Here is a 26,575-nt window from a genome sequence, read left to right on the forward strand (position 1 = left end):
GCCTTCGTTCCTGTTGTCGGCGCTGCTAAGGGGGATGCTTGTCGGGTCTGCTCAGGACATTCGCTGCGGTCGCGACCCTGCTCGCCGTCCTGTCGCTGCCGGCGCTGGCCGACAGGCGCATCGCGCTCGTCGTCGGCAATTCCGACTACCAGCATATCGCCAAGCTCGCCAATCCGAGGAATGACGCCGAAGACCTGTCGAAGCAACTCGCGGGTCTCGGCTTCGAGGTGATGGGCGGCACGGATCTCGACCGGCGCTCGTTGGTGGAACAGCTCATAAAATTCGGCCGCGCGGCGGGCACTGCCGACGTCGCGCTGTTCTTCTACGCCGGGCACGGCATCCAGGTGAACGGCCAGAACTATCTCGTGCCGGTCGACGCGATGGTGGAATACGAGGCGGAGGCCGACATTTCGCTCGTGTCGCTGTCCGGCGTGCTTCAGCAGATGGAGCGCGGCTCGGAAACCAACCTCATCTTCCTCGACGCCTGCCGCAACAACCCTTTCGCCGACCAGCTGGCGCGCTCGGAAAACCGCTCGGCGCAGTCGATCAGCAAGGGCCTCGGCCGCGTGCAGTCCGGCTCCGGCACCTTCATCGCCTTCGCGACGCAGCCGGACGCGGTTGCGTCTGATGGCGCCGGGCGCAATTCGCCTTTCACCGGCGCGCTGCTCAAGCACATTTCGGCTCCCGGCCAGTCGATCTCCGACCTGATGATCGAGGTGCGCAACGACGTGATGGCGGCGACCGGCGGCAAGCAGGTACCATGGGATTCCTCCTCGCTCACCGGCCGTTTCGAGTTCGCCGCGCGCCAGCAGATCGCCGCCGCGCAGCAATCGCAGCCGCAGGAAAGCGGCGCGTCCGAGAAGGAAGCCTATGAGCAGGCGGTCGCCGTCGGCAGCTGCGGCGCGCTGGAAGCCTTCATGCGGCGTTATCCCGACAGTTTCTATGCCGAGCTCGCGAAGGAGCGGGCGGCTTCGGCCTGCGCCGCGCCGACTGCCGAGCAGGTCGCGAGCGCTCCTTCCGTGGCGACCGCGACGCGTTCGGTGGCGCGCGACGGCACCTGCGAGCGCGGTCCTTTCGATGTCGACTACTGCGCAAGCTCGGTGCTGAAGCCGAGCAAAGCCATCCGCTACGAGCCGTCCATGATGTTCGACGGCAATCGCGAGACGGCGTGGGTGGAAGGCGAGAAGGATGACGGGCTGAACGAGACGCTGACGCTGCATTTCGGCAAGGCGCGCCTGCTTTCCGGCTTCGAGATCATCAACGGCTACGACAAGACGGAAAGCATCTGGCAGGCGAATTCGCGGGTGAAGACGCTGGAGGCCACGACCGGCGACGGCCAGACGCTGACGGTCGGCCTTCAGGACGTGCGCGGCGCGAGCCGGGTGGATTTCAAGCCGGCGATCCGCACCGAATGGCTGGAACTCCGGATCAAGGACGTCTATCCGGGGTCCAAATACAAGGACACGGCCATCAGCGAGCTTTATCCGGTGTTCGCCGACTGATCCTTCATGAAGCAGGTGCAGCAATGACAGCCGGCATGGTCATCATCGGGGCGGGCGAGTGCGGCGCGCGGGCGGCGTTCGCCCTTCGCGAGAACGGCTATGAAGGGCCGGTGACGCTGATCGGCGCGGAAGTCCACGCACCTTACGAGCGGCCGCCGCTCTCCAAGGACGCCATCACCGACGAGGCCCATCCCGCGCCGAAGCATGTGGCGCTGGCGGAGCGCTTCGCCGGGCAGGGCATCGATCTGCTGACGGGGCGCGAGGCGGTCGCCATCGACCGGAACGCCCGGCAGGTGCGTCTCGCCGATGGCTCGGCGATCGCCTACGACAAGCTGCTGCTGGCGACAGGCGCGACGGCGCGCACGCTGCCGATGGCGGCCGCCGCCGGCGAGCGCTGCCTGACGCTGCGCACCTATGACGACGCGTTGCGCATTCGCGGCCTGTTGAAGCCCGACGTGCGCGTCGCGATCATCGGCGGCGGCTTCATCGGGCTGGAGCTTGCCGCCAGCGCCCGCAGGCGCGGCGCAGAAGCGGTGGTGATCGAGGCGCAGCCGCGCATCCTGATTCGCGGGGTGCCGGAGGAGGTCGCGCGAGCCGTCGCCGCGCGGCACCAGGAGGCGGGCGCGGAGATCGTCACGGGGCAGGGGATTTCCGCGATATCGACGGATGATGACTCCGTTGTCGTCGAGCTTGGCTCGGGCCGCAGGATCGAGGCCGATTTCCTCGTCGTCGGCATCGGCGCGTCGCCGGTCACGACGCTGGCCGCCGAAGCTGGCCTCGTCATCGACAACGGCATCGCGGTCGACAGCCGCCTGCGCACCAGCGACGAGAACATTTTTGGGGCGGGAGACTGCTGCTCTTTTCCGCTGGAGATTTACGGCGGCCGGCGCGTGCGGCTGGAATCCTGGCGCAACGCGCAGGATCAGGGCGCGCATGCCGCCCGCAACATGCTGGGCGCGGACGAGCCGTTCGGCGTGGTGCCCTGGTTCTGGTCGGATCAGTACGATCTCAGCCTGCAGATCGCCGGGCTGGCCGATGGCGCGGCGACGGTCGTGCGGCGCGATGTCGGGGAGGGCGCCTTCATCCTCTTCCATCTCGGCGAGGACGGCCGCCTGCTGGCCGCCAGCGGCATCGGCCCCGGCAATGCGGTGGCGCGCGATATAAGGCTGGCGGAGATGCTGATCGGAAAGGGCGTCCGGCCCGATCCGGCTGAACTCGCGTCGCCCGACGTGAAACTGAAGTCGCTGCTTTCGCGGTGACGCCTATTTGCCTGTCACGTCGAAGTCGAAGGGCTGCCTGAACGGCTCGTCGCGAAGCGTGAAGTGCCACCATTCGCGGGCATAGTTCCGAAAACCCGCCTCTCTCATCAGCCGGACGAGCTTTTCGCGGCTTTTCCGCGCCGTCTCCGAGACGTCCTTTGACGCGGTGGCGCTGACCGGGTCCATGCAATCGACGCCCGTGCCGAACTCCAGCGTTTTCGCGCCGCGCACGCCGCAGGCGGGGTCTGGCGCCGCACTCGCGTCGTCCAGAGGCGCGATGGTCAGGTCGACGGTCGAGCCGCGCGAATGGGCCGAGCGGCGCGCCAGATAGCCTTCCGCCACCAGCCGGTTGCGCCGCACTGCGGGATACCATTCGGCGTTGGTCTCCCTGCCGCCTTTGGTCCATTCGACCATGTCGGCCACCGCGCGCTTCGGGCGGTAGCAGTCGATGACGACCAGCGTCTCACCGTCGGCCCTGAACGCGGCCTGTACCTTCGTCAGCGCCTCGGCGGCTTGACGGGTGAGGATGCAGGCCGGCACCGCATAGCCCTTGACCGGACGCCCGAGGAAATTTTCCGCGCCGGCATAGCGGATGTCCTGGCGGATCGACGGATCGACCTCGGACAGATGCACGAAGCCGGGAGGAAGGTCGGCGGCGGATACGGAGTGAACAAGCGAAATGGGCGCAGCAACAATTGCACTTGTTGCTATGAGCAAGCGTAGGATGGATTGCGCTCTACGCCGCCCCCCTCTGTCCTGCCGGACATCTCCCCCACACGGGGGGAGATCGGCTTTCATAAACGGTTTCGCCAATCCGCGACGTTGGCGATTGGCGAAAGCCAAGCAACTTTCTGATCTCCCCCCGTGTGGGGGAGATGTCCGGCAGGACAGAGGGGGGCGGCGTCGAGCGCCAGTCCCGAAAAGCAGCGACGCGCCAGGCTTCACTCGACGAACACCTTGACACTCGCGGCGCGGCCGGCGGCGTCGATGACGGTGAGCGTGGAAAAGCCCGTCGTGTCGGGCTGCCATGTCATCTGTCGGCGGCGGGCGAGTTCGGCGAGCGGCTTGCCGTTGGCGAGCCAGCGGAACGGCGCGCGACCGCCCTGCAGCTTCAAAACCAGCGGTTGCGCGCCGCTGACGGCATCGTTCAGCGCCACGCGCACGCCGTCCGGCGGGAAGACGATGCGCGGCGCGGGCTCGGTCGCCTTGGCCACGACCAGACCGGACTCGTCGGTGGAGAAGCGCGCCAACGTCACCGGCAGCTCGTCCTGCTTCTGGCGGATCACGCCGGGAGGCGGGGAGGGCAGCGGCACGGCGGCGACGCCCGAGCGGGCAAATCCCTCGAACAGGATGGGTGCCGCCGAGACATAGCCGGAAAGGCCCGGCACCGAGCCGCCGTCGGCGCGGCCGACCCAGACGCCCAGGACGTAGCGGCCGTCATAGCCGACCGACCATGCGTCGCGGTAGCCGTAGCTGGTGCCGGTCTTGTAGGCGATGCCGCGCGGTGCCGCTCCTTGCGGCGGTTTCACGCCGACCAGCATGTCGCCGACCTGCCATGTGGCGGTAGTGTCGAGGATCGTGCCCGCGCCTGTCGGCTGAACGGCTTCCGTGCCGTCGCGCAGGACGTTCACCTTGCCGCCATTCGCCAGTCCCGTGTATAGCTGCACGAGGCCGCGCAGCGTGATGCCAGCGCCGCCGAGACCGATGGCGAGGCCGGGCGGCTGCTTGTCGGGAAGGTCGAGTTTTATGCCGACCTGCCGGAAACGCGCGATGAGCCGCGACGGGCCGACCGCATCGAGCAGGCGGATCGCCGGCACGTTGAGCGAAAGCTGGAGGGCCTGCCGCACCGTCACGTCGCCCTGATACGACATGTCGAAATTGCGCGGCCGATAGCCGGCGAAATCGGCCGGCCGGTCCTCGATCATCGTCTCCTGCGCGACCATGCCCTGCTCGAAGGCGAGGCCGTATATGAAAGGTTTTAGGGTCGAGCCCGGCGAGCGTGAGATCTTCGTCATGTCGATCCAGCCCGAGCGGGCGGAATCGAAGAAATCGGCCGAGCCAACCTCGCCGAGAATCTCGCCGGTGCGCGCGTCGGCCATCACCATGGCGACCGAGAGTTTCGGGCCGAGCTTCTTCGCCGCCTCGCGCGCCACGTCCTCGAGACCCTGCTGCACACTCTTTTTTATCGTGAGCCTGTGGTCGAAGGCGGAGGGGTTGGCGCGCAGCGCGTCGTCCGACAGATGGGCGGCGAGCGCCGGCAGCGCCATGCGTTTCAGCGGAATCGGGTCGAGCCCGGCGCGCTCGGCTTCGCCTTCGGCCAGCACGCCGGCGCCGATCATGCGGTTGAGCACGCGCTCGCGCGCCGCCTGCGCCAGCATCGGGTTGCGATCCGGGCGGCGGCGTTCGGGAAGCTGCGGCAGCGCCACCAGCATGGCGGCCTCGGCGACCGTCAGGCGTCTCGGCTCCTTGCCGAAATAGGCCAGCGAGGCGGCGCGCACGCCTTCCAGATTGCCGCCATAGGGGGCAAGCGTCAGGTAGCGGTCGAGGATTTCGCGCTTCGACAGGCGGCGCTCGATCTGCACCGCGCGCAGCATCTGCCGGATTTTCGAGCCGAAGCTGCGGCTCTGGCGGGGCTCGATCAGCCGCGCGACCTGCATGGAAAGCGTCGACCCGCCGGAGACGATGCGCCCATTGGTGCCGAGCTGCAAGGCGGCGCGGCCGAGCGCCCAGACATCGATGCCGGGATGATCGTAAAAACGCTTGTCCTCATAGGCGACCAGCATTTTGAGGAATTCGGGATCGACCTTGTCGGCCGCCGTCTTCAGCCGCCAGCGGCCGTCGACCGTGGCGAAGGCGCGGAGCAATTGGCCGTCGCGGTCGAGCACTTCCGTCGAGACGGTCAGTTCGGCAGGGAGCGGCGGCGGATAGGCCGCGTCCAGCCGGTCGAGCGCGACGTAGCCGCCGCCGACGAGAAGGGCCAGCGACGCGCTGGCGATCGCGGTGCGGCGGAGAAGTTTTCTCAACCGTGGGGTTGCGCCGACATCTCTTTCAGTGATGGGGGCGTTGGCCATATCGCCCCCTCACCGGTCGCTTCGCGACCACCTCTCCCCCACTTCGTGAGGGGAGAGGAACCCAAACTTGCAGATGTCGGCGCGCGCGATGCGGCAGCGGTTCCTCTCCCCCTGGCAGGGGGAGAGGTGGTTCGCGCAGCGAACCGGTGAGGGGGTGCTGTTCATGGTGTGTCCAACGCCGTCCGCTACTCCGCCTTCACCTCCATCATACCGGTCGCGGTGCGGGCGGAGAACTGCGGGCGATACATGTCCTCGACATAGGCGGCTGGATGCACGTAGACGCCCGGCGTGACTGCGCGCACGACATAGGCGAGCGTCATGCTGCCGCTGGCCTGATCGGGATCGAAGGCCGCGACGAAGCGGTCGTCGCGGAACTCCAGATGCGCGGCGCTGGTCTCGGGAAGCCACGAGAAGTTCGACAGGTCGGCGCTGGAGACCAGCCCCGGATTGTCGATCTCGAAGCCGGCCGGCAGCAGGTCCTGGATCAGCACGCGCGATTGCCATCTGTTCGAGTTCGTCGCCTCGACCACCACGACGTAGCGTTCGTTCTGCTTCGCCTCGGTGATGTTCGCCTGCTTTCCGTCGAGCGTGTAGTAGGTGCGCTTGATGGTGAAGCCGTCACCGCCGGCCGGCAGCGGCTGCTTCGGCGCTGCGACGGTGGTCACCACGGCCTGCAAGGCATCCTTGCCGTCGTTCCTCACGACGATCGGATTGGCGACGAGATCGTCGCCGGTGACGGTGCGCGAGAGCGCGCCGGTGTGCGGCTGGCCGTCGACGTTGAGCGTGACGCCGCCGGTGTTGGAGGCGAAGGCGCGGGCGGCCAGCACCAGCCACGCCTGATCCTGCGTGCTCAGCCATGTGTAGCGCTGGCGCTCCGCCGAGACGAGCTTGATGAGTTCCGGCGTGACAGACGGCATCGGCTTCGTCTCCGCGGCAAGCGCCAGCATCGCGGCGCCGTCGCGCAGCCGCGAGCCGTAGTCCGAACGATACCAGTCGTTCTCCGGCTTCGACCTGGCGAGCTGGAGCGCGGCCTGGAAGGTCTGCTCGGACCGCTGCATGTCGCCATAGAGTGCAAGGCTCGCGGCAAGATGGGCGATCGCCAGCGGGCTGGTGAAGCCTTCGAGCTTCGTGTCTGCATAGTAGCGCAGGTCGCCGACCGACGCTTTCTTGTTGCGGGCCAGAACGTAGAGCGCGTAGGCGATCTCGCTGCCGCGATCCTGCACGTCGACGTCGTAGGAGATCGAGTTCTGCAGATTGTTCAGCGCCTGGACGAGCGCCTTGGATGGCACGTCGTAGTTCTGTTCGCGGGCGCGGCTCAGGAAGTCGGTAACGTAGGCGTCGAGCCACAGGTCGCCCGAACCCGGTGACCAGAGACCGAAGCTGCCGGCCGAGGCCTGATAGTTCAGCACGCGGTAGACGGCGTCCTGGATGCGCTCGCGCAATTGCGGGTCGTCCGGCAGGCCGAACGGCTTCGACAGTTCGCTCACATAGAGCAGCGGCAAAGCGCGGCTCGTCGTCTGTTCGGCGCAGCCATAGGGATATCGGTCGAGCGACATCAGCAGCGAGGCCACGTCGAAGGCGGCCGCCGGCGAGACGTTGAGGCTGACCGACGCGCCTTCCAGCACGCTGGCCGCGAGCAGCTGCTCGTCGACGCGCAGGCTCTTGTTCGGCCCGAGATCGACCACCATGCGCGTGGTGACGGGCAGGGCGGACGGGCGGATCGGCAGATAGAGCTGCTGCTCAACCGTCAGGCCGGACGCATTGGCGAGCCGGACGGTCACACCGGAATCGCCGGGCGCGACCGCCGTCAGCGGGATGCTCATGGTCTGTCGCTTGCCGCCCGCGAGGTTCACCGTGTCGGGGAACTCGCCGGTGCCGACGGTGAGGTTGCCGGCCGGCTCGACCGACAGCGCATATTCGCCGTCTGGCGCGTCCGTGTTCGAGATGTCGAGCCGCATCGTGGCCGAATCGCCGGGGGCCATGAAGCGCGGCATGCCGGCGGTGAGCACGATCGGATCGCGCACCACCACATCGGTCGAAGCCTCTCCGACCGCATTCTTCGTCCACGCGACGGCCATTACGCGCACGGTGCCGTTGAACTGCGGAATGTCGAAGTTGACGGTCGCCTTGCCGTCGCGGTCGAGCTGGACCGGACCTTCGAAGAAGGCGACCAGCTTTTCCTTCGGCGGGCTGCCCTGCGGGCTGAGATTGCCGCCGTCACCGCCGGTCCTGAGCTTGCCCATGACGCCGAGCGAGCCGTCGATCAGACGACCATAGATGTCGCGGATTTCCAGCCCGAGCATGCGCTGGCCGAAGAACCAATCGCTCGGGTCAGGCGCCTTGTAGCTCGTGAGGTTGAGGATGCCGACATCGACGGCCGCGACCATGACGTAGGCGTTGTCGTTCTCGGCCGCGCCCTTCACTTCGACCGGGATCGAGAGCGTCTGGCGGGGCTCGGTCTTTGCCGGCGGCGTCAGCGCGACGGAAAGCTGCTTTGCACCCGGCGCGATCTGCAGCCATTTCAGGCCGATGGCGCGCGCCGGCATGCGCGATTCCTGCGCGTCTCCCGGACGGAAAAGCGTGGCGGTGACATAGGCGCCCGCGCCCCATTCCGCGTCCACCGGAATGTCGATGGTCGCGCCGTCAGCCGGCACCGTGGCCGTGACGGTCTTCAACAGGCGCTCGGCGCCGATGGTCACCAGCATCTCGCCGGCAAAGCGCGGCGAGACCTTGAGCTTCGCCACGTCGCCCGGCTGATAGGCGTCCTTGTCGAGCGCGATCTCGAGCCCGTCCGGCGTCTCCGTCGAGGTGGCGGAGACGTACCAGCCGGCGTCGAATTCGTAGCTCGTCGCCGGACCTTCCGGATCGGCGCTCTCCACTTCCAGCCGATAGCGGCCCCAATCCACGGGCACGGAGATCGACGCTTCCTTGTCCGTGGTCGCATCGATCGTGCCGTCGGCGACGGCCGTGGTCAGCGTCACCGGCTCGTAGTTCCATGAATTGCCGTTGCGATACCACTGGTACTCGCGCTCCACCTTGACCAGCGACCAGACGAGGCCATTCTCGGCCTTGCGCTGGCCCTCATTGTCCGTGGCGATGACGCTGAACTTCGCGGTCCCGCCCTGCGGAACGGAGTCGGCAAAATCCGGCCGTATGCCGATCATGTCGCCCTGCGGGCGGATGTTGATGTCGGTGGAGCGCTCGACCGCGCGGCCGCCCGTCTCGCGCATGCGCACCGTCACCTTGGCGTCGACCAGACGCGTGGTGGAGGGCAGGGCGTCTATGGTGACCGGGAAGGTCGCCTTGCCGTCGTCGCCGACCAGCGGCAGGTTCGCCAGCGGCGTCCGGGTCGCTTCGCCCTCCTGCTCGTCCGCAAGGCCGAACCAGTAGCCCTTGAAGACATCCCATTGGCGCGTCGTGGTGAGCGTGACGTCGCCCTCCAGCGCGAGGCCGGCGGCGGGCGCGCCGTAGAGGAAGCGGCCGTCGACGGTCATGGTCGCCGTCTCGTCGGCCGCGATCTCCGTCTTGTCGGCGGTCAGGTCGAACTCGATGCGATCCGGCACGAAGTCCTCGACGAGGAACATCTGCGTGGCGACCGCCGGCTCCTTGGGATCGGTATGGATGGCGACCGTCCAGGTGCCGCGCATGGCGTTGGGCGAGAGCGGCAGGGGGACGGCATGGCCGCCCGCCATCTCGCCGTCGCTGACGGTGCGCCTTTCCTCGACGCCGTCGGGGCGCGTGAAGATGAAGGTGAGCGGCAGTTTTTCGACCGCCGTCGCGTCCGCGTTGCGGGCAAGGGCGGCGACATGCACCTCCTCGCCGACGCGGTATATGCCGCGCTCCGTCCACGCATAGACGTCCAACGCGCCGGGCGCGGCGCGGCCCTGGACGCCGCGATCCGACAGGTCGAAGCCCGCCTTGGTCATGTCGAGGAAGACGAAGTCGCTGCCGGCAAGGCTCGCCATCAGCACGGCCGGAACCATGCCGCCTTCGCCGCGCGTCAGGCCCGGCTGGAACACGGCCTTGCCCCCGGCGTCGGTCTTCGCGGTGCCGAGCACTTCGTTGTTGCGCGACAGGAGCGACAGTTCGGCGTCGGCCATCGGCTTGGCCGTGCCGAGCGAGCGCGCGAAGACGGTCAGCCCGTCCTGCCCGGTATAGGTCGAAAGGCCGATGTCGGAGACGACGAACCACTGGGTGGCGCGCGACTCCCAGGTGTTGCGGGTGTCGTTCTCCGGCGTCGCGGTCAGCACATAGATGCCCGGCTTGCGCTGGGGCAGCGCCTCGTCCACCGGGAAGCTGGTGGTGACTTCCTTGTTCAGCTCGCTGGCGACATCGATCTTGCCCTCCCAGACCGGCTCGCCCATCTGGTCGGAAATGTTGGAGAGATCGTAGCCGTCGAGCTGCCGCAGGAACTGGTAGCCCGAGACGAGCTGCGGCAGCGAGCGGTCGTTGATCCGGTAGAGCTTCAGGTCGGCCGAATTCATGTTGACGGTGACCAGCGGAATGCCGCGCCGGGCCGTCGAGGGCAGCACGAAGCCGTCGCCGGTGAAGCGCACGGTCGGCGAGCGGTCCTGGATGTAGACGGAGAGCACGATGGGGCTCTCGATGACCTCGCCGATCGCAGCCGGCAGACCGGGGCGGAAGGCGACGCTGTATTGCCTGCCGTGCTCCAGCCCCTCGACGCAGATCTGCTGGTCCTTGGCTTCGACGGCCTTCGGCGCCTGATTGTCGATGGTGACGAAGGTCGAATAATCGACGCCGGTCTTCACCAGCGCCTCGGAGAACTGCGCGCAGACGCGCGGGGTCGCCGTATCGGAATCGACACTGTGGTTGACGACGCGGAAGCCTTTTCGCACCTTCAGGTCCTCATATTCGGCGCGGATGGCCGGCGAATTGACGAGCAGCAGGCTGGCCTCATAGGCCTGAAGCGCCGGGCGGAAGAGATCGCGCTTGTCGAGGCCGACGGCGATCTTGGCCAGCGCATCGGCGCGCTGCGCGGCGGTGCGCGTTACGAGATAGGCGTTGTAGGCCGATGACGTCGCGTCGTTGCGCAGGGAATAGCTCTCCTGGCCGTTGATCGCCTGAACGGCGAGCACGGCGTTGGCGAGATCGATCCAGACCGCCGCATCGTCGGGGGAGATGGCGAGCGCCGCCTTATATTTCTGCATGGCGGTGCGCGGATCCCCGGTCAGCATGGCCGAATCGCCGGAATCGACCAGCGTGTTGAGGCCTTCCGTGACGGGCTGCGCCGGATTGACGATCAGGCGGCGGTAGTTCTGCGCCTCGGTCGCCATCCATTCGGGGAAGAAGGAAAGAGTGGTGGGCGCGCCGATATCCGGATCGCCGTTCAGGTTGACGACCTTGCCTGCCACCGCCCCGGTGAACGGCTTGATGGTGTTGAAGTCGGACTTCAGGAAGCACCATTTCGCCTTGGTGTTGTAGGTGAAGGCCCGGCAGCCTTCATCGGCAAGGCATATGGTCTTGCAGCGGTCGAGCGAGACGTTCGGTTCGGTCCTCAGATCGAAGCCGAAATAGTCGCTGTTCTCCGTCGTGACGACGGTGCGCGCCTGCGCGAAGGCCTGTCCCGTCACCAGGGACGCCATGGCCAAAAAGACAAGCGCCAAAATTCCGTGTGCCGCACGCATCCTGTTGCCCTCCCGAGAAACGTTGCAAGCCTTTCGGTTCGTATTGGACACGCCCGCCCGGCATCCCGTCAACACGAACGCGGACGGTCACACCATCCGCAACACACATTTGTGAGCGGGCGAATGTGGCTCCTTTGAGAAGGTTTCGTGGCAGCCGGTGGAATATTTTCGCAGTCTGTCCGCATGGCGGGAAATTGCGGCCCGTCCGGCATTTCCGCATTTGCCGCTGGACCGAAGGAGCATGCGCTTCTGGCGCTTGAATACATCCGTGGACCGTCGTTTATATGGGCGACGAAGAATCGTAAGATTTGCCGGTGCGTTGCCGAAATTGCGCCAACTTTGTCGCAATCGCGCCACCCGCGTCCCAACCAAAGTTGCACATTCCCCTGCGGGTTTCGCATTTCTCCGCCTTTGACATAGCCGGCGCGATGCGAAATGGTATGGGCAGAACAGAAAATGGGAGCTGGCAATGGGTTTCTTCAAAAGCAACGGGGATCGCGTCCCTGACCACATCCTGAAGATGGCCGAGGATGTGAAGGCGGGACACTGCGACCGCCGCGAGTTTCTGGCGCTGGCGAGCGTGTTCGGCGCGTCCACGGCCATGGCCTACGGCATGATCGGCCTCGCCGCGCCGACGCCGGCCGCGGCGCAGGAACCGAAGAAGGGGGGCGTGCTCAAGGTCGCCATGTCCGTCAAGGACCCCAAGGACCCTCGTACGGCCGACTGGTCGGAGATCGCCAATGCCGAGCGGCAGACCCTTGAGCCGCTGGTCAAATACACGCGGGATTTCACGTTCGAGCCGTATCTGCTCGAGTCGTGGGAAGTGAATGACGACGCCACCGAATACACGTTGAAAATTCGCCCCGGCGTGACCTGGACGAACGGCGACACCTTCAACGCCGATGACGTGATCGCCAATTTCACCCGCTGGGCCGACAAGAGCGCCGAGGGCAATTCGATGCCCGGCCGCCTCGGCTCGCTGGTCGACGAAGCCTCCGGTAAGCTGCGCGAAGGCTCGGTCGAAAGGGTCGACGACGCGACGGTCAAGCTCAAGCTCACCAAGCCCGACATCGCGCTGATCCCGCAGCTTTGCGACTATCCCGGGCTCGTCGTCCACCGCAGCTTCGACGAGACAGGCCGTGATTTCGTCAAGAACCCGATCGGCACCGGGCCTTTCGAGCTGGTTTCCTATGAAGTCGGCCAGAAGGTCGTCTACAAGCGTCGCGAGGACGGCAAGTGGTGGGGCGGCGAGGCTCTGCTCGACGGCGTCGAATTCATCGACTACGGCACCGATCCGTCGGCGATGGTTTCTGCCTTCGAGGCGGGCGAAGTCCACACCAATCACGAGACCACGGCCGACTACGTCTCCATTCTGGAAGGTGTCGGCTGCGTGACGTCCGAGGTGGTCACGGCCTCCACGATCGTGGCGCGCACCAACGTCGCCAACAAGCCTTATGACGATCAGAAGGTCCGCAACGCGCTGCAACTCGCCGTCGACAATGCCGTCGTGCTGCAGCTTGGCTACGGCAATGCCGGCGCTCCGGCGGAGAACCATCACGTCTGCCAGATCCATCCGGAATATGTCGAACTGCCGAAGGTGGCGCGCGACATAGCCAAGGCGAAGGCGCTGATGGAGGAAGCCGGTCAGATCGACTACGAGCACGAGCTGATCACCGTGGACGAGGACTGGCACAAGAATACGGGCGACGCGATCGCCGCGCAGCTCCGCGAGGCCGGCATAAAGGTCAAGCGCACCGTGTTGCCGGGCTCGACCTTCTGGAACGACTGGACGAAGTATCCCTATTCGATGACCAACTGGAACATGCGCCCGCTCGGCATCCAGGTGGTGGCCATCGCCTATCGCACCGGGGAGGCCTGGAACGAAGCCGCCTATTCCAATCCCGATCTCGACGCCAAGATCAACGAGGCGTTGTCGATCGCGGATGCGGAGAAGCGCAAGGTGGTCATGGCCGATATCGAGAAGATCCTGCAGGACAGCGGCATCATCATCCAGCCGTACTGGCGCAAGCTTTACAACAGCTCGGTTCCGGCGGTGAAGAACCACGGCATGCATCCGACCTTCGAGCATGATTTCGGCAAGGTCTGGCTCGACGAGAGCGCCTGACAAGGACACTTTGGCGAGGGGGCGAAAGCCCCTTCGTCGTTTCAGACGCTTGATCTGATGTGACCCCAACCCGGCCAGGCAGGGGGCGGCTATGCTTACGTTTATTTTTCGACGGCTCGGAACCATGGTGCTGACCATGTTCTTCCTGACGCTCGTCGTGTTCTTCATGGTCAATCTCGAGCCGAATCTGAAGAAACTGGCGATCAGTCAGCTCGACATGCGGTCGCCGGCGGAGCAGATCGAAAGCTGGCTGGTCAAGAACGGCTATCGCGACAACTTCTTCGTGCGTTACGGCCGCTGGCTGGGCGTCGTTCAGAAGCAGCCCTTCACCGATCCCGACAGTGGCAAGACGGTGCCGCGCTTCAGCTACTGCAACGAACCGTCCGAGCCGTATTTCGGCGGCATATTGCAGGGCGATTTCGGCTGCTCGACCAAGTTCAAGACGACGGTTTCGGCGAAGCTCTGGCCGGCGCTCGCAGCCACCGGCAAGCTGATGTTCTGGGTGATGGTCACCATGGTGCCCATCTCGCTGCTGATCGGCATTCTGGCTGGCATGCGGGAAGGGTCGCGCATGGATCGCTCCCTTTCGGTTGCCTCGATCACGACGACGGCCACGCCTGAATACGTCTCGGGCGTCATTTTCACCGTCATCTTCGCTTCATGGCTCGGCTGGCTGAACGGCTCGGCGGCGAGCGCGACCGGGCAGGGCCTCACCTTCTACAATTTCACCCTGCCGGTGATGACCATGGCAATCTACGGCATCGGCTACATCGCCCGCATGACGCGCGCCTCCATGGTCGAGGTGATGACGCAGCAATATATCCGAACGGCGCGGCTCAAGGGCCTGTCGTTCAGCCAGGTCGTCATCAAGCATGCGCTGCGCAATGCGCTGATCGCGCCGTTCACGGTCATCATGCTGCAGTTCCCGTGGCTGCTCACCGGCGTCGTCATCGTCGAGACCATGTTCCGCTACCAGGGTTTTGGCTACACGCTTGTGGAGGCGGCGGGCAACAACGACATCGACCTTCTGCTCGGCTGCTCGCTGGTGTCGGTGTTCGTGGTGCTGTTCACGCAGCTCATCTCGGACGTGGGCTATGCCTATCTCAATCCCCGTATTCGAGTGCAGTAGGAGCCACGCATGCAGCTCGAATATATCGGCGGATTTCAGATCTTTCTGGGCATCATCGCGCGCTTCTGGCCGGTCTGGGCGGCGCTCGCCATCGTGCTCGTCGCCAGCTTTGCCTACAAGAAGCGCCTCGGTCTCTACGGCCAGCTTTTCGACAGCGGCGTCGGCATCGCCGGCGTTTTGATCGTCCTGTTCTGGCTGTTCACGGCGATCTTCTCCGGCACCGTCGCGCCGTTCGACCCGCTGGCGCAGGTGCCGGTGATGAAGGACGCGCTGCCCGGCGCGGTCGAGCCGGCCTCCGCCAGGATCTATCTCCTCGGCGGCGACAAGCTGGCGCGCGACGTGTTCTCCCGCATGGTCTACGGAAGTCGCATCGTGCTCATCATCGCGCCCGCCGCAACCGCCTTCGCGCTCATGGTTGGCACGACGCTCGGCCTGCCTGCCGGCTATTATGGCGGGCGGATCGATACGCTGCTGTCCTTCCTGGCGAATCTGGTGCTAGCGTTTCCGGTGATCCTGCTGTTCTACCTGCTGGTGACGCCGGGCATCATGGACACGCCGATTCCCTACGGGCTGGCGGGGCTCTTCTTCCTGTTCCCGATCATCTTCTTCCTGACGCTGTTCTACACCCGCTTCAAGAACCGGCCGGAACGGCTCTATCCGCTGATGGCGCTGACCGTCATCCTCGGCGGCTGGATCTATATCGGCCTCGTCTTCGACGCCGATCCTCTCGGCATCGTCTCGATCGACCCGAACCAGCTCAACATCTTCGTGGCGGTGGTCTTCGCCTCCAGCCCCGGCGTGTTCCGCATCGTGCGCGGCCTCGTCATGGACATCAAGACGCGCGACTATGTGGCGGCGGCGCAGACCCGCGGCGAGACGCCGTGGTACATCATGCTCTGGGAAATCCTGCCCAATGCGCGCGGGCCGTTGATCGTCGATGCATGCCTGCGCATCGGCTACACGACCATCCTGCTCGGCACGCTCGGCTATTTCGGTCTCGGCCTTGCGCCGGAAAGCCCCGACTGGGGCACCGCGATCAAGGACGCCAGCCGGTTGCTGCGCTCCTTCATCCACCCGGCGCTGCCGCCGACGATCGCGCTGATGAGTTTCGTGCTCGGCCTCAACCTGCTTGCGGACGCCCTGCGCGAGCAATCGATGAAAGACTGACGGGAGACCTGCGATGAACGAAGCCGTCAAAGCCACGAACATCCAGGACGCGAAACCGATCATCGAGATCGAGAACCTCTCGATCTCCTTCTTCACCCGCAAGGGCGAAATCCCCGCCGTGATGGATTTCTCCTGCAACGTCATGCCCGGCGAAGCGATGGGCATCGTCGGCGAGTCCGGCTGCGGCAAGTCCACCGTGTCGCTCGGCATCATGCGCGACCTCTCCAACATCGGGAAGATCATCGGCGGCCGGATACGCTTCAAGGGCAAGGACATGGGCGAGATGTCCGAGGAGGAGCTGCGCTCCATCCGCGGCAACGAGATCGCCATGATCTACCAGGAGCCGATGGCGTCGCTGAACCCGGCCATGAAGATCGGCCGGCAACTGATGGAAGTGCCGATCCTGCACGACAAGGCGTCGAAGGAAGAGGCCTACAATCGCGCGCTGGAAATGGTGCGCGCCGTGCGCCTGCCGGACCCGGAGCGCATGATGCGCTCCTATCCGCACCAGCTATCGGGCGGCCAGCAGCAGCGCATCGTCATCGCCATGGCGCTGTTGTCGAAACCCGCGCTGCTGCTGCTCGACGAGCCGACGACCGCGCTCGACGTGACTGTCGAGGCCGGCATTGTCGAACTGGTGAAGGGGCTCGGCGAGAAGTTCGGCACGTCGATGATTTTCGTGTCGCACAATCTCGGCCTGATCCTCGAAACCTGCGACCGCATCACCGTCATGTATTCCGGCGAGGCAGTGGAGACGGGCAAGATCGAGGATGTCTTCGACCGGATGCGCCACCCTTATACGCAAGGGCTCTTCCGCTCGATCCCGCTGCCGGGCGCCGACAAGAACTCGCGGCCGCTGATCGCCATCCCCGGCCAGTTGCCGCTGCCGCAGGAGCGGCCGAAGGGCTGCAATTTCGGACCGCGCTGCCATCATTTCGTGGAGGGCGTCTGCAACGCGGCCGAAATCCCGATGATCCCGGTCGAGGGGCATGAGGGCCATTTCTCGCGCTGCGTCCGCTTCAACGAGATCGACTGGTCAGAAGTGCCCGCCGGCGCCGACAAGAAGCACGAGCCGGTGAAGCCGGGCGCGCCGGTGCTGAAGATCGACAATCTGAAGAAATACTACAAGGTCGCCGCTAACGAGATCTTCGGCGGCGGCGAGACCCGCGTCGTCAAGGCCAACGAATCGATTTCGTTCGAGGCGCGCGAGTCCGAAACGGTGGCGATCGTCGGTGAATCCGGCTGCGGCAAGTCCACGCTGGCCAAGGTGCTGCTCGGACTGGAGACCGCAAGTTCCGGCACGGTCGCGCTCGGCAATGGCGAGATCCAGTCGACCGGCATCGAACAGCGCGACGTGCAGACGGTGTCGTCGATCCAGATGGTCTTCCAGAATCCGTTCGACACGCTCAATCCGAGCCATTCGGTCGGCTCTCAGATCATCCGCACGCTGGAAAAGTTCGGCGTCGGCAAGACAGCCGCGGATCGCAAGAAGCGCATGTTCGAACTGCTCGATCTGGTGAAACTCCCGCGCGCCTTCGCGGAGCGGCGTCCGCGACAGCTTTCCGGCGGCCAGAAGCAGCGCATCGGCGTGGCGCGCGCCTTCGCCGGTCAGGCCAAGGTGGTGGTGGCCGACGAGCCGGTCTCGGCGCTCGACGTGTCCGTGCAGGCGGCGGTGACCGAACTTCTGATGGACATCCAGCGCAAGAACAAGACAACCATGCTGTTCATCAGCCACGACCTGTCGGTCGTGCGCTACATCGCCGACCGCGTCGTGGTCATGTATCTCGGCCATATCGTGGAGCAGGGGACGACCGACCAGATTTTCTCGCCACCCTACCACCCCTACACCGAGGCGCTGCTGTCTGCGATTCCGATTGCCGACACCAGCGTCGTGAAGAAGCACATCGTGCTGGAGGGCGACATACCCTCCGCGATGAACCCGCCGCCCGGCTGTCCCTTTCAGACGCGCTGCCGCTGGAAGAAGTTTGTGCCCGGCAACAAATGCGAGACCGAACTGCCGCCGCTGAGGGATTTGGGCGGCGGCCACAGAAGCCTCTGCTGGCTATCCGACGATGTGCTGAAGACGATGGAGCCGGTGATCAGTTTCGGTGATTCCGGAGACGCGATAGCACACGACGTGGTGCCGGAAGATCCTGCCCATGGCGCAGGTCCCGGTTATGCCGGTCCGGCTCCGAAGCGTCCGCACGGCAAGACAGCCAGCCCCGCCGCCGGCGCCGAAGCGGCTTCCGCGCAACAGGCCGAAGCACGTGCCAGGCGTCGGGCGCATGAACGTCACGACGACGATTCGGAGGATTTCGGCGCCTCGCCCGACCCGAATTCTGATGTCGGCCCGATCTCGCCTCTGCAGGTCGGCGATGGCAGGCAGGCGGAAGATCCCGACGTCTCCTCGGCTTTCGAGGAAGATGCCGGCAAGAGCGGAAAGCCTCGCCCGACACGCCACTAGAATGGTATCCAGCCCGATGCTTCAATGTGATCGGACATCGCGTTGCGGCCGCTCGGTTGCCGCCCGTCGGGAGAAGAGGGTCGCATGACCGGATCGGTGATCGATTTCATCGGCCGGTTTCGCCTTGAGGATGCGCCGGAGGACGTGGTCCATCATGCCCGGCGGTGCCTGCTCGATCTGATCGGCGTGGCGGCGGCGGGATCGCACATGCAGGTCAGCGGCATCGCGCGATCCGTGGCGGCGGCGCAATTCGGCGGCGAGGCGGCGGGATTCCTGTTCTCGGACGGCGCTGCCAGCGCGGCAGGTGCGGCCTTCGTCAATGCCGTCACGATCGACAGTTTCGATGCGCATGACGGCCATCCGCTGACCAAGGGTCATGCGGGTTGCGGCTCGCTGGCGGCGCTGCTGGCCTTTGCCGGCGACGGAGCGGCGATGTCGGGACGCGACGCGCTCGGTCATCTCATCCTCTCCTACGAGATCGCGATCCGCGTCGGCATTGCGCTTCATGCGACGGCTTCGGATTACCACACCAGCGGCGCCTGGGTGGCCCTGGCGACGGCGGCGATCGGCAGCCGGGTGATGGGGCTCGGTCCCGCACAGACCCGCGAGGCGCTCGGCATTGCCGAGTATCACGGTCCGCGCAGCCAGATGATGCGCTGCGTCGACCAGCCGACCATGGTCAAGGACGGATCGGGCTGGGGCGCGATGGCCGGCGTGGTGGCCGCCTGTCTTGCCCGCGAAGGTTTTACGGGCGCGCCAGCGGTCACCGTGGAGGCCGGAAACGTCCGCCAGTTCTGGGACGACCTCGGCAGCCGGTGGCGCATCCGCGAGCAGTATTTCAAGCCTTATCCCGTCTGCCGCTGGGCGCAGCCGGCCATGGAAGCGGCGGCAGCCCTGAAGCGCGCGCATCGTTTCGAGGCGGCGGACATCGAGGTTATCACGGTGCGCACCTTCCACGAGGCAAGCCGCCTCGCGGTCGCCGAACCCGGCTCGACGGACGAGGCCCAATACAGCCTGCCGTTCCCCGTCGCCGCATTGCTGGCGCGGGGAAGGGTCGGACCTTCCGAGATCGAAGGCGAAGCGCTGAACTCGCCCGAACTGCTGAGCCTGTCGCGGGCGGTGCGGCTGGTGGACGATGCGCGTTATTCGGCGCGTTTTCCAGCGGAGCGCTGGGCGGATGTCGAGATTCTGCTGAAGGACGGTCGATCGCTCCGGTCGGAGCCCTCGGTCGCGCGAGGCAGCGCCGAGAACCCGCTCAGCGATGTCGAGGTGAGCGAAAAGTTCCACGAACTCATGGCGGAATCCGGCTTTGCCGGGCGGGCGGGGCGCATCGAGGAGCTCGTCATGTCGCTGGAGCGCCAGCCGAGCATCGCGCCGCTGGTCGAATTGCTGACGGGGAGTGTGCGGCGCGCTGCGGAGTCCCGACCTTCAGCCGCGGCAGCCCTGTAGCTGCGCCTGATAGCGCTGCGCCATGGCTTCGGTGTCGCGCGCATATTTCTGTAGGCTGGCGTTGCTGCGCCAACTGCCGCGCCCATAGCCTCCCCAGCCGGAGTAATAGGCGAGGTAGAGGTTGAAGGCGTCGTTCTTGGCGACTCCGAACTTTTCCGCCGTCTGGGAGTGGTACCAGCCGACGAAATCGACCGCGTCGCTGAACTTGTTGCGCCGCGCGCCCCAATTGCCCGACTCGGTCTTGTATTGCGTCCAGGTGCCGTCGAGCGCCTGCGAATAGCCATAGGCGCTTGAGGCGCGCTTGCCCGGAATGAAGCCAAGATAATATTTGCGCGGCGGACGCGCATTGCTCTTGAAGCCGGATTCCTTGCGTACGGTCGCCATCAGCACATGCACCGGCACGCCGTATTTCTGCTCCGTGCGCCGCGCGGTGGACTGCCAGTTGTTGAACCAGCCGTCGTTCTGATCGAAGACCGCGCAGATGTCGTTGATACGGTTCGGCGCCGACGCGCACGCGGAAAGCGCGAGCATCGCGGAGACGGCTAAAACTCGACTAAAACTGTACGCACACACGCGAAAAGTCTTAGGCGGAAATCATAAAGGGAGTCTTTCGCCAATTGTTAACGAATGAGGCGGCGTGCGCGCCTTACAAGGAAATACTGCGATCACGGCATTTGGTGTCGCATTGTTGATGGTTGCGATCGATCGATGCCGCCTCAGCTAAAATCGCGTCCATGCAGGGCGCATTTCTGACAGACTGGGTACCCCGTGCCGGTTTTGATGCGCGCATGACCGCACTTCGCAGCCGACGCAGCGCCGACCGTACCCATGCAAGGACCGGTGCCGCCATTCCGCAACTGCCGCTCAGGCAGGTCGTCAATCCCTATCCGCCGATGGCGATCCTGTCGGACGACCAGATCGAGGCGATTCACGAGGCCTCCCTCCATATCCTCGAAAATTTCGGCATCGAGCTGATGAGCTCGCGCGCGCTGGCACTGTTCGGGAAGGCCGGCGCCACGGTCGACCATGCGACCTCGAACGTCCGCGTCGATCGCGGCCTCGTGGAGCAGGCTCTGGCTACCGCCCCGTCATCCGTCACGCTGACGCCGCGAAATCCGGAACGCGCGGTCCATATCGGCGGCAACGCCATCAACTTCACACTCGTCGCCGGGCCGCCCAACGTGCACGATTTCGAGCGTGGCCGGCGGGCCGGCAACCATCGCGACTATTGCGATCTTGTGCGGCTGGCGCAGCATTTCAACTGCATCCACATGCTGGGCAATCAGGTCTGCGCGCCGGTCGAGCTGCCGGCGACTTCGCGCCACCTCGACACCTACTTCGCCAATCTGGCGCTGACCGACAAGGCGTTTCACGTCTCGGCCATCGGCCGGGGCAGGGCGCTCGACGGCATTTCCATGGCCGCGATCGCGCGCGGCCTGACGCTGGACGAGATGCGCGGCGATCCGGCCGTCACCACGATCATCTCCGTCAACTCGCCGCGCCGTTTCGACGACGCCATGGCGGACGGGCTGATGACCATGTCGGAATTCGGCCAGTCGGTCTGCGTAACGCCGTTCACGCTAATGGGCGCGATGAGCCCGGTGACGCTGGCCGGCGCGCTCGCCCAGCAAAATGCCGAGGCGCTGTTCGGCGTGGTGCTGACGCAGCTCGTGCGGCCCGGCGCGCCCGTAATCTATGGCGCCTTCACCTCCAATGTCGACATGCGATCCGGCGCGCCGGCTTTTGGCACGCCGGAGAACACCAAGGCCAATGTCGCCTCGGGACAACTCGCGCGGCGCTACGATCTTCCCTACCGTACGACGCCGGGTTCGGCTTCGAATGCGGCGGACGCGCAGGGCGCCTATGAGACGATGATGGCGCTGTGGGGGGCGGTGCTCGGCCACGGCAACCTCGTCTACCACGCCGCCGGCTGGCAGGAGGGCGGGCTCACCGCGTCGTTCGAAAAGCTCATCATCGACGTCGAGATGATCCAGCACATGATGGAGTTTTTGCGCCCGATCGAGGTGAACGAGGGCGAACTGGCGCTCGATGCGCTCGGCCGCGTACCGACCGGCGGCCATTTCTTCGGCGAGCCGCACACGCTGGAGCGCTATTCGACGGCCTTCTACCAGCCGCTGCTGTCCAACTGGCAGAATTTCGAGGCATGGCAGGAAGCGGGGGGGCTGGACGCGACCCAGCGCGCCACCCGGCTCTGGAAGAAGGCGCTGGAGGAATACCGGGAGCCGACAATGGACCCGGCCCGCCGCGAGGAACTCGAAGCCTATATGGCAAAGCGCCGCGAAGAGATTGGAGCGGGCGAACCGTGATCGCAGAGCGCTCCGTTCGCCGTCAGGCGACGGATGACGGTTGCCGGATGGGGCGTAATCCTAAAGTGTCGATTCACCGCCCTCACACCCGGAATCCAGTCCTTCATCCAACCCGTTGAACGAGAATCGAAAACCATGAAATTGCATGCACAGGTCGTGGTCATCGGCGGAGGCGTTGTCGGCTGCTCGGTGCTCTACCATCTGGCGCGCGCCGGCTGGACGGACGTCGTGCTGCTGGAGCGCGACGAACTGACGTCCGGCTCCACGTGGCACGCCGCCGGCGGCATGCATACGATCAACGGCGATCCCAACGTCGCCAAGCTGCAGAAATACACGATCGACCTTTACAAGGAGATCGAGGAGCTTTCGGGACAGGCGACCGGCGTGCACATTACCGGCGGCGTGCTGCTCGCCGCCACCGAGGCGCGGATGGACTGGCTGCGCGGAGTCGTCGCCAAGGGCCGCTATCTCGGCCTCGATCTCGAAGAGATCTCCGCGGAAGAAGCGCATCGGCTGATGCCGCTGATCGATCCAAAGCAGTTCGTCGGGGCGGTGCGCAATTCCGAAGACGGCCATCTCGACCCGGCCGGCGTCACCCACGCCTATGCCAAGGCTGCGCGCAAGCTGGGCGCGGAGGTCGAGCGCTTCACCAAGGTGGAGGACATCAAGCGCCTGCCGGACGGATCATGGCAGGTGGTGACGAACAAGGGCAATGTGGTCGCGCAGCATGTGGTGAATGCGGGCGGCCTGTGGGCGCGCGAGGTCGGCCGCATGGTCGGGCTGGAACTGCCGGTTCTCGCCATGGAGCACATGTATCTCATCACCGAGGACATGCCGGAGGTCGCCGAGATCAACGCCTCGACCGGCAAGGAAGTGATCCATGCCGTCGATTTCGACGGCGAGCTTTACCTGCGCCAGGAGCGCGGTGGCATGCTCATGGGCACCTATGAAAGGGCGAACAAGCCGTGGTCGGAGCATGAGACTCCATGGAATTTCGGCCATGAACTGCTGGAGCCCGACATCGACCGCATCGCGCCCTCGCTGGAAGTCGGCTTTCGACACTTTCCGGCGTTCCAGAAGGCGGGCATCAAGCAGATCATCAACGGCCCCTTCACCTTCGCGCCGGACGGCAATCCGCTGGTCGGCCCGGTGCGCGGCCTGCCGGGCTTCTGGGTCGCCTGCGGCGTCATGGCGGGTTTTTCGCAGGGCGGCGGCGTCGGTCTGGCGCTCTCCAACTGGATGATCGACGGCGATCCGGGATTCGACATCTGGGCTATGGATGTCGCGCGCTACGGCGACTGGGCGTCGATGCGCTACACCAACGCCAAGGTGCGCGAGAACTATTCGCGGCGCTTCTCCATCCGTTTTCCGAACGAGGAGTTGCCGGCCGGCCGCATGCTCAGGACCACGCCGGTCTACGACCTTCTCTCGGCACGCGGCGCGCAGTTCGGCGTCGCCTACGGGCTGGAGGTGCCGCTCTGGTACGCGCCGGAGGGCGTGAAGGACGAGTTCTCGTGGCGCCGCTCGACCGACTTCGAGCATGTCGGCAGGGAAGTGCGCACCGTGCGCGAAGGCGTCGGCTTGTCGGAAATCTCCAGCTTTGCGAAGTATCGGGTCACCGGCCCGGGCGCAGCCGAATGGCTCGACCGGATGCTCGCCTGCAAGCTGCCCGCGCCGGGGCGCATGACGCTTGCGCCGATGCTCAAGGAAGACGGCAAGCTGGTCGGCGATTTCACGCTGGCCAATCTGGGGCCGGCAAAATATCCGGTGACGGGCGTCCTCTCGGAATCCCCCGAATGGATGATCTTCGGCTCCGGCATCGCCGAGCAGTACCATACGCGCTGGTTCGAGCAGCATCTGCCGGCTGACGGCTCCGTCGCCGTCGAGGCGCTGGGCCAGAAACTCGTCGGCCTGTCAATCGCAGGCCCGAAGGCGCGGGATGTTCTGGCGAAGCTTACCCGCGACGACGTTTCCAACGCCGCGTTCCCCTTTATGGCGATCCGGCGGATGGATGCGGGCATGGCGCCCGCCATCGTCGGCCGCGTCAGCTACACGGGCGATCTCGGCTACGAGATCTGGATGGAGCCGGAATACCAGCGTCATGTCTTTCACATGGTGATGGAGGCAGGCGCGGAATTCGGCATCGGCCTGTTCGGCGGCCGGGCTCTCAATTCCCTGCGGCTCGAAAAGAACTACGGCTCGTGGGCGCGCGAATACCGGCCGATCTATGGCCCGTTGGAAGCCGGTCTCGATCGCTTCGTCGCTTACAACAAGCCGGCGGATTTCATCGGCAAGGCCGGCGCGTCGGCCGAAAAGGCAAGCGGCGGCAGGCTGCGGCTCAGGGCCTTCGTCATGGATGCGGCGGACGCCGACGTGATCGGCGACGAGGCTATCTGGTTCGGCGGCAAGGTGCAGGGCTGGGTGACGTCCGGCGGCTACGCCCACAATGCGCGGCAATCGGTGGCGCTCGGCTATGTGCCGAAGGAGATCGCCGACGAAACGGACGGCTTCGAGATCGAACTGCTCGGCAAGCGTCACGCCGCGCGCCTGCAGCCCATTCCGCTGTTCGACGCGGACATGAAGCGCTTGCGCGGATGAGCGGTGTGCGGCGGGCTGCGTTGAGCCTGTCCGCGCGACCTTGACGCACGGGGGGGGAGTGTCCAGAAAGTCTGGTGCAACCGGGGGCGACGCGTGCACCACGACACCAGCTTGATAGCGATTGTCGCGATCGGCTTCGTGCTGGCCGCCATCTTCGGCTACATCGCTGACAGGCTCAGGCTCCCGACGCTGGTCGGCTATCTCGTGGCCGGCGTTTGTGTCGGTCCGTTCACGCCGGGCTTCGTCGCTGATCCCGCACTGGCCGGCCAGTTGGCCGAACTCGGTGTCATCCTGCTCATGTTCGGCGTGGGCCTTCACTTTTCCGTCTCCGACCTTCTTGCCGTTCGAGGTCTGGCCGTGCCCGGCGCCATCGGCCAGATCGTCGTGGCGACGCTTCTCGGCATGGGACTTTCCTCCCTTTGGGGCTGGACGACGGGCGAGGCCATCGTCTTCGGTCTGAGCCTTTCCGTGGCGAGCACGGTGGTGCTGCTCAAGGCGCTTGAACAAGGCAATCTCGTTTCGACGCCCATGGGCCGCGCCGCGATCGGCTGGCTCATCGTGGAAGACCTTGCCATGGTGCTTGCGCTGGTGCTGCTGCCGGCCTTCGCGGAAATGCTCGGTGGTCATCCGATCTCCGCCGATGGTGGGCACGATGCAGGAGCCGGCGGACAATCGGTGTTGCTGGTTCTGGGCGTCACGCTGATCAAGGTTGCCGCCTTCACGGCGCTTGCCGTCGCGCTTGGCCCGAAGATCGTGCCGGGCATCCTGACGCGCGCGGCACGAACCGGGTCGCGGGAGCTTTTTACGCTGACCGTGCTTGCGATCGCCTTGGGAATCGCCTTCGGCGCCGCCGCGGCGTTCGGCGTTTCCTTCGCGCTCGGCGCGTTCTTCGCCGGCGTGGTCATGAGCGAGTCGCATCTCAGCCATCGCGCGGCGGCGAATTCGCTGCCGTTGCAGGACGCGTTCTCGGTCCTGTTCTTCGTATCGATCGGCATGCTCTTCAACCCGATGGTCATCGTCGAGGCGCCGGGCAAGGTGCTAGGGGTTCTGGCCATTATCATGATCGGCAAGTCGATCGTCGCGGTCGCGATCGTATTGCTGCTGAGGTATCCGGTCGGCATGGCGCTCGGCATCGGAGCCAGTCTCGCGCAGGTCGGCGAGTTTTCGTTCATCCTCGCCGGTCTGGGCATCGCGCACGGGCTGCTGTCGGAGGAGGGGCAGGACCTCATCCTGGCGGGTGCGCTGCTGTCGGTCACCCTGAACCCGTTGGCTCTTCTTGCGGCCGGTATCGCTCAAAAATGGATGCAGACGAGCGGGCCGTCGGGCTGGTCCGGCTTCGGCAGGGCGAAGCTCCGGGCGCTCGTCCATGACCTGGAGGTTGCGCGCGCGGCGGCCGAGGCGCGCGAGCACGAACAGGAGCGCCAGATTACCGAACTCCTCGGCACCTTTCCGTTGTTTTCCAGGATCGACAAATCGGGACAGGAGGAACTTCTGCTGCTGTTCAGGCCGCAGACGGCCGCGCCGGGAGACCGCATCATCCGGGCCGGAGATCGCGGTACAACCATGTACTTCATCACTTCCGGCAAGATCGACGTGACCGTGCACGGAAAAGTCTTCCGCCTCGATGCCGGCAGCTTCTTCGGTGAGATGGCGCTGCTCAGCGGCGAGCGGCGGACCGCCGACGTGACCGCCGTCGATTTCTGCCAGTTGCTGGTGCTGGAGCGGCGCGACTTCAACCAGTTCATGTCGCGTCATCCGGAGCTGCGGGAAGCTGTGAACGAGATGGCCGACCGCCGCAAGGCGCTCAATCTGCAGGGAAGCGCCGGCGAAGCGTGAGAC

General features: G+C 65.5%; 14 protein-coding genes. 10 read left to right on the forward strand and 4 right to left on the reverse strand.

Annotated features, from left to right (window positions below; all coding sequences use genetic code 11):
• The first annotated feature begins 38 nt into the window (after nucleotides 1–38).
• A complete protein-coding gene (locus M9955_23635; protein MCO5084638.1) occupies nucleotides 39–1,502 on the forward strand; it encodes a caspase family protein in 1,464 nt (487 codons plus the stop codon).
• A gap of 23 nt (nucleotides 1,503–1,525) precedes the next feature.
• Nucleotides 1,526–2,761 (forward strand): FAD-dependent oxidoreductase, encoded by a 1,236-nt coding sequence (locus M9955_23640; protein ID MCO5084639.1) that lies wholly within the window; start codon nucleotides 1,526–1,528, stop codon nucleotides 2,759–2,761.
• A 3-nt stretch (nucleotides 2,762–2,764) separates the two neighbouring features.
• Here the strand turns inward: M9955_23640 and M9955_23645 are convergent, their stop codons facing one another.
• From M9955_23645 to M9955_23655, 3 genes are all read right to left on the reverse strand, one after another.
• Nucleotides 2,765–3,394, reverse strand: a complete 630-nt coding sequence (locus M9955_23645; protein ID MCO5084640.1) for a M15 family metallopeptidase — start codon at nucleotides 3,392–3,394, stop codon at nucleotides 2,765–2,767.
• A 308-nt stretch (nucleotides 3,395–3,702) separates the two neighbouring features.
• Nucleotides 3,703–5,757 (reverse strand): penicillin-binding protein 1C, encoded by a 2,055-nt coding sequence (gene pbpC / locus M9955_23650; GenBank protein ID MCO5084641.1) that lies wholly within the window; start codon nucleotides 5,755–5,757, stop codon nucleotides 3,703–3,705.
• Between the two features lie 260 nt (nucleotides 5,758–6,017).
• Nucleotides 6,018–11,435: an alpha-2-macroglobulin family protein gene (locus tag M9955_23655; protein MCO5084642.1), complete on the reverse strand. Its 5,418-nt coding sequence runs from the start codon at nucleotides 11,433–11,435 to the stop codon at nucleotides 6,018–6,020.
• A 511-nt stretch (nucleotides 11,436–11,946) separates the two neighbouring features.
• On the opposite strand from M9955_23655, the gene M9955_23660 reads away from it, so the two are divergent.
• The 5 genes from M9955_23660 (at nucleotide 11,947) to M9955_23680 (ending at nucleotide 19,811) form a co-directional block, all read left to right on the forward strand.
• Nucleotides 11,947–13,602 carry an ABC transporter substrate-binding protein gene (locus M9955_23660; protein ID MCO5084643.1) on the forward strand — a complete coding sequence of 552 codons (1,656 nt, stop codon included), beginning with the start codon at nucleotides 11,947–11,949 and terminating at the stop codon, nucleotides 13,600–13,602.
• Between the two features lie 91 nt (nucleotides 13,603–13,693).
• The gene (locus M9955_23665; protein ID MCO5084644.1) at nucleotides 13,694–14,731 is read left to right on the forward strand and encodes an ABC transporter permease; all 1,038 of its coding nucleotides are present in this window, start codon (nucleotides 13,694–13,696) and stop codon (nucleotides 14,729–14,731) included.
• Nucleotides 14,732–14,740: 9 nt separating this feature from the next.
• Complete coding sequence (locus M9955_23670) at nucleotides 14,741–15,898, forward strand: ABC transporter permease (GenBank protein ID MCO5084645.1); 1,158 nt, start codon at nucleotides 14,741–14,743, stop codon at nucleotides 15,896–15,898.
• 13 nt (nucleotides 15,899–15,911) lie between these two features.
• The gene (locus M9955_23675; GenBank protein MCO5084646.1) at nucleotides 15,912–18,362 is read left to right on the forward strand and encodes an ABC transporter ATP-binding protein; all 2,451 of its coding nucleotides are present in this window, start codon (nucleotides 15,912–15,914) and stop codon (nucleotides 18,360–18,362) included.
• Between the two features lie 84 nt (nucleotides 18,363–18,446).
• Nucleotides 18,447–19,811, forward strand: coding sequence for an MmgE/PrpD family protein (locus tag M9955_23680; protein MCO5084647.1), 1,365 nt, complete (start codon nucleotides 18,447–18,449; stop codon nucleotides 19,809–19,811).
• Here M9955_23680 and M9955_23685 read toward each other — a convergent pair.
• Nucleotides 19,791–20,342: a hypothetical protein gene (locus M9955_23685; protein ID MCO5084648.1), complete on the reverse strand. Its 552-nt coding sequence runs from the start codon at nucleotides 20,340–20,342 to the stop codon at nucleotides 19,791–19,793. The genes M9955_23680 and M9955_23685 overlap by 21 nt on opposite strands.
• A 257-nt stretch (nucleotides 20,343–20,599) precedes the next feature.
• Here M9955_23685 and M9955_23690 point away from each other — a divergent pair, with 257 nt between their 5' ends.
• The 3 genes from M9955_23690 (at nucleotide 20,600) to M9955_23700 (ending at nucleotide 26,572) form a co-directional block, all read left to right on the forward strand.
• On the forward strand, nucleotides 20,600–22,138 hold the full coding sequence (locus tag M9955_23690; protein MCO5084649.1) for a trimethylamine methyltransferase family protein: 1,539 nt from the start codon (nucleotides 20,600–20,602) through the stop codon (nucleotides 22,136–22,138).
• A 135-nt stretch (nucleotides 22,139–22,273) separates the two neighbouring features.
• A complete protein-coding gene (locus tag M9955_23695; protein ID MCO5084650.1) occupies nucleotides 22,274–24,736 on the forward strand; it encodes an FAD-dependent oxidoreductase in 2,463 nt (820 codons plus the stop codon).
• 93 nt (nucleotides 24,737–24,829) lie between these two features.
• Complete coding sequence (locus tag M9955_23700) at nucleotides 24,830–26,572, forward strand: cation:proton antiporter (protein MCO5084651.1); 1,743 nt, start codon at nucleotides 24,830–24,832, stop codon at nucleotides 26,570–26,572.
• Nucleotides 26,573–26,575: the final 3 nt, after the last annotated feature.

Source organism: Rhizobiaceae bacterium (assembly GCA_023953845.1).
In the GTDB taxonomy this organism is placed as follows: Bacteria; Pseudomonadota; Alphaproteobacteria; order Rhizobiales; family Rhizobiaceae; genus Arvimicrobium.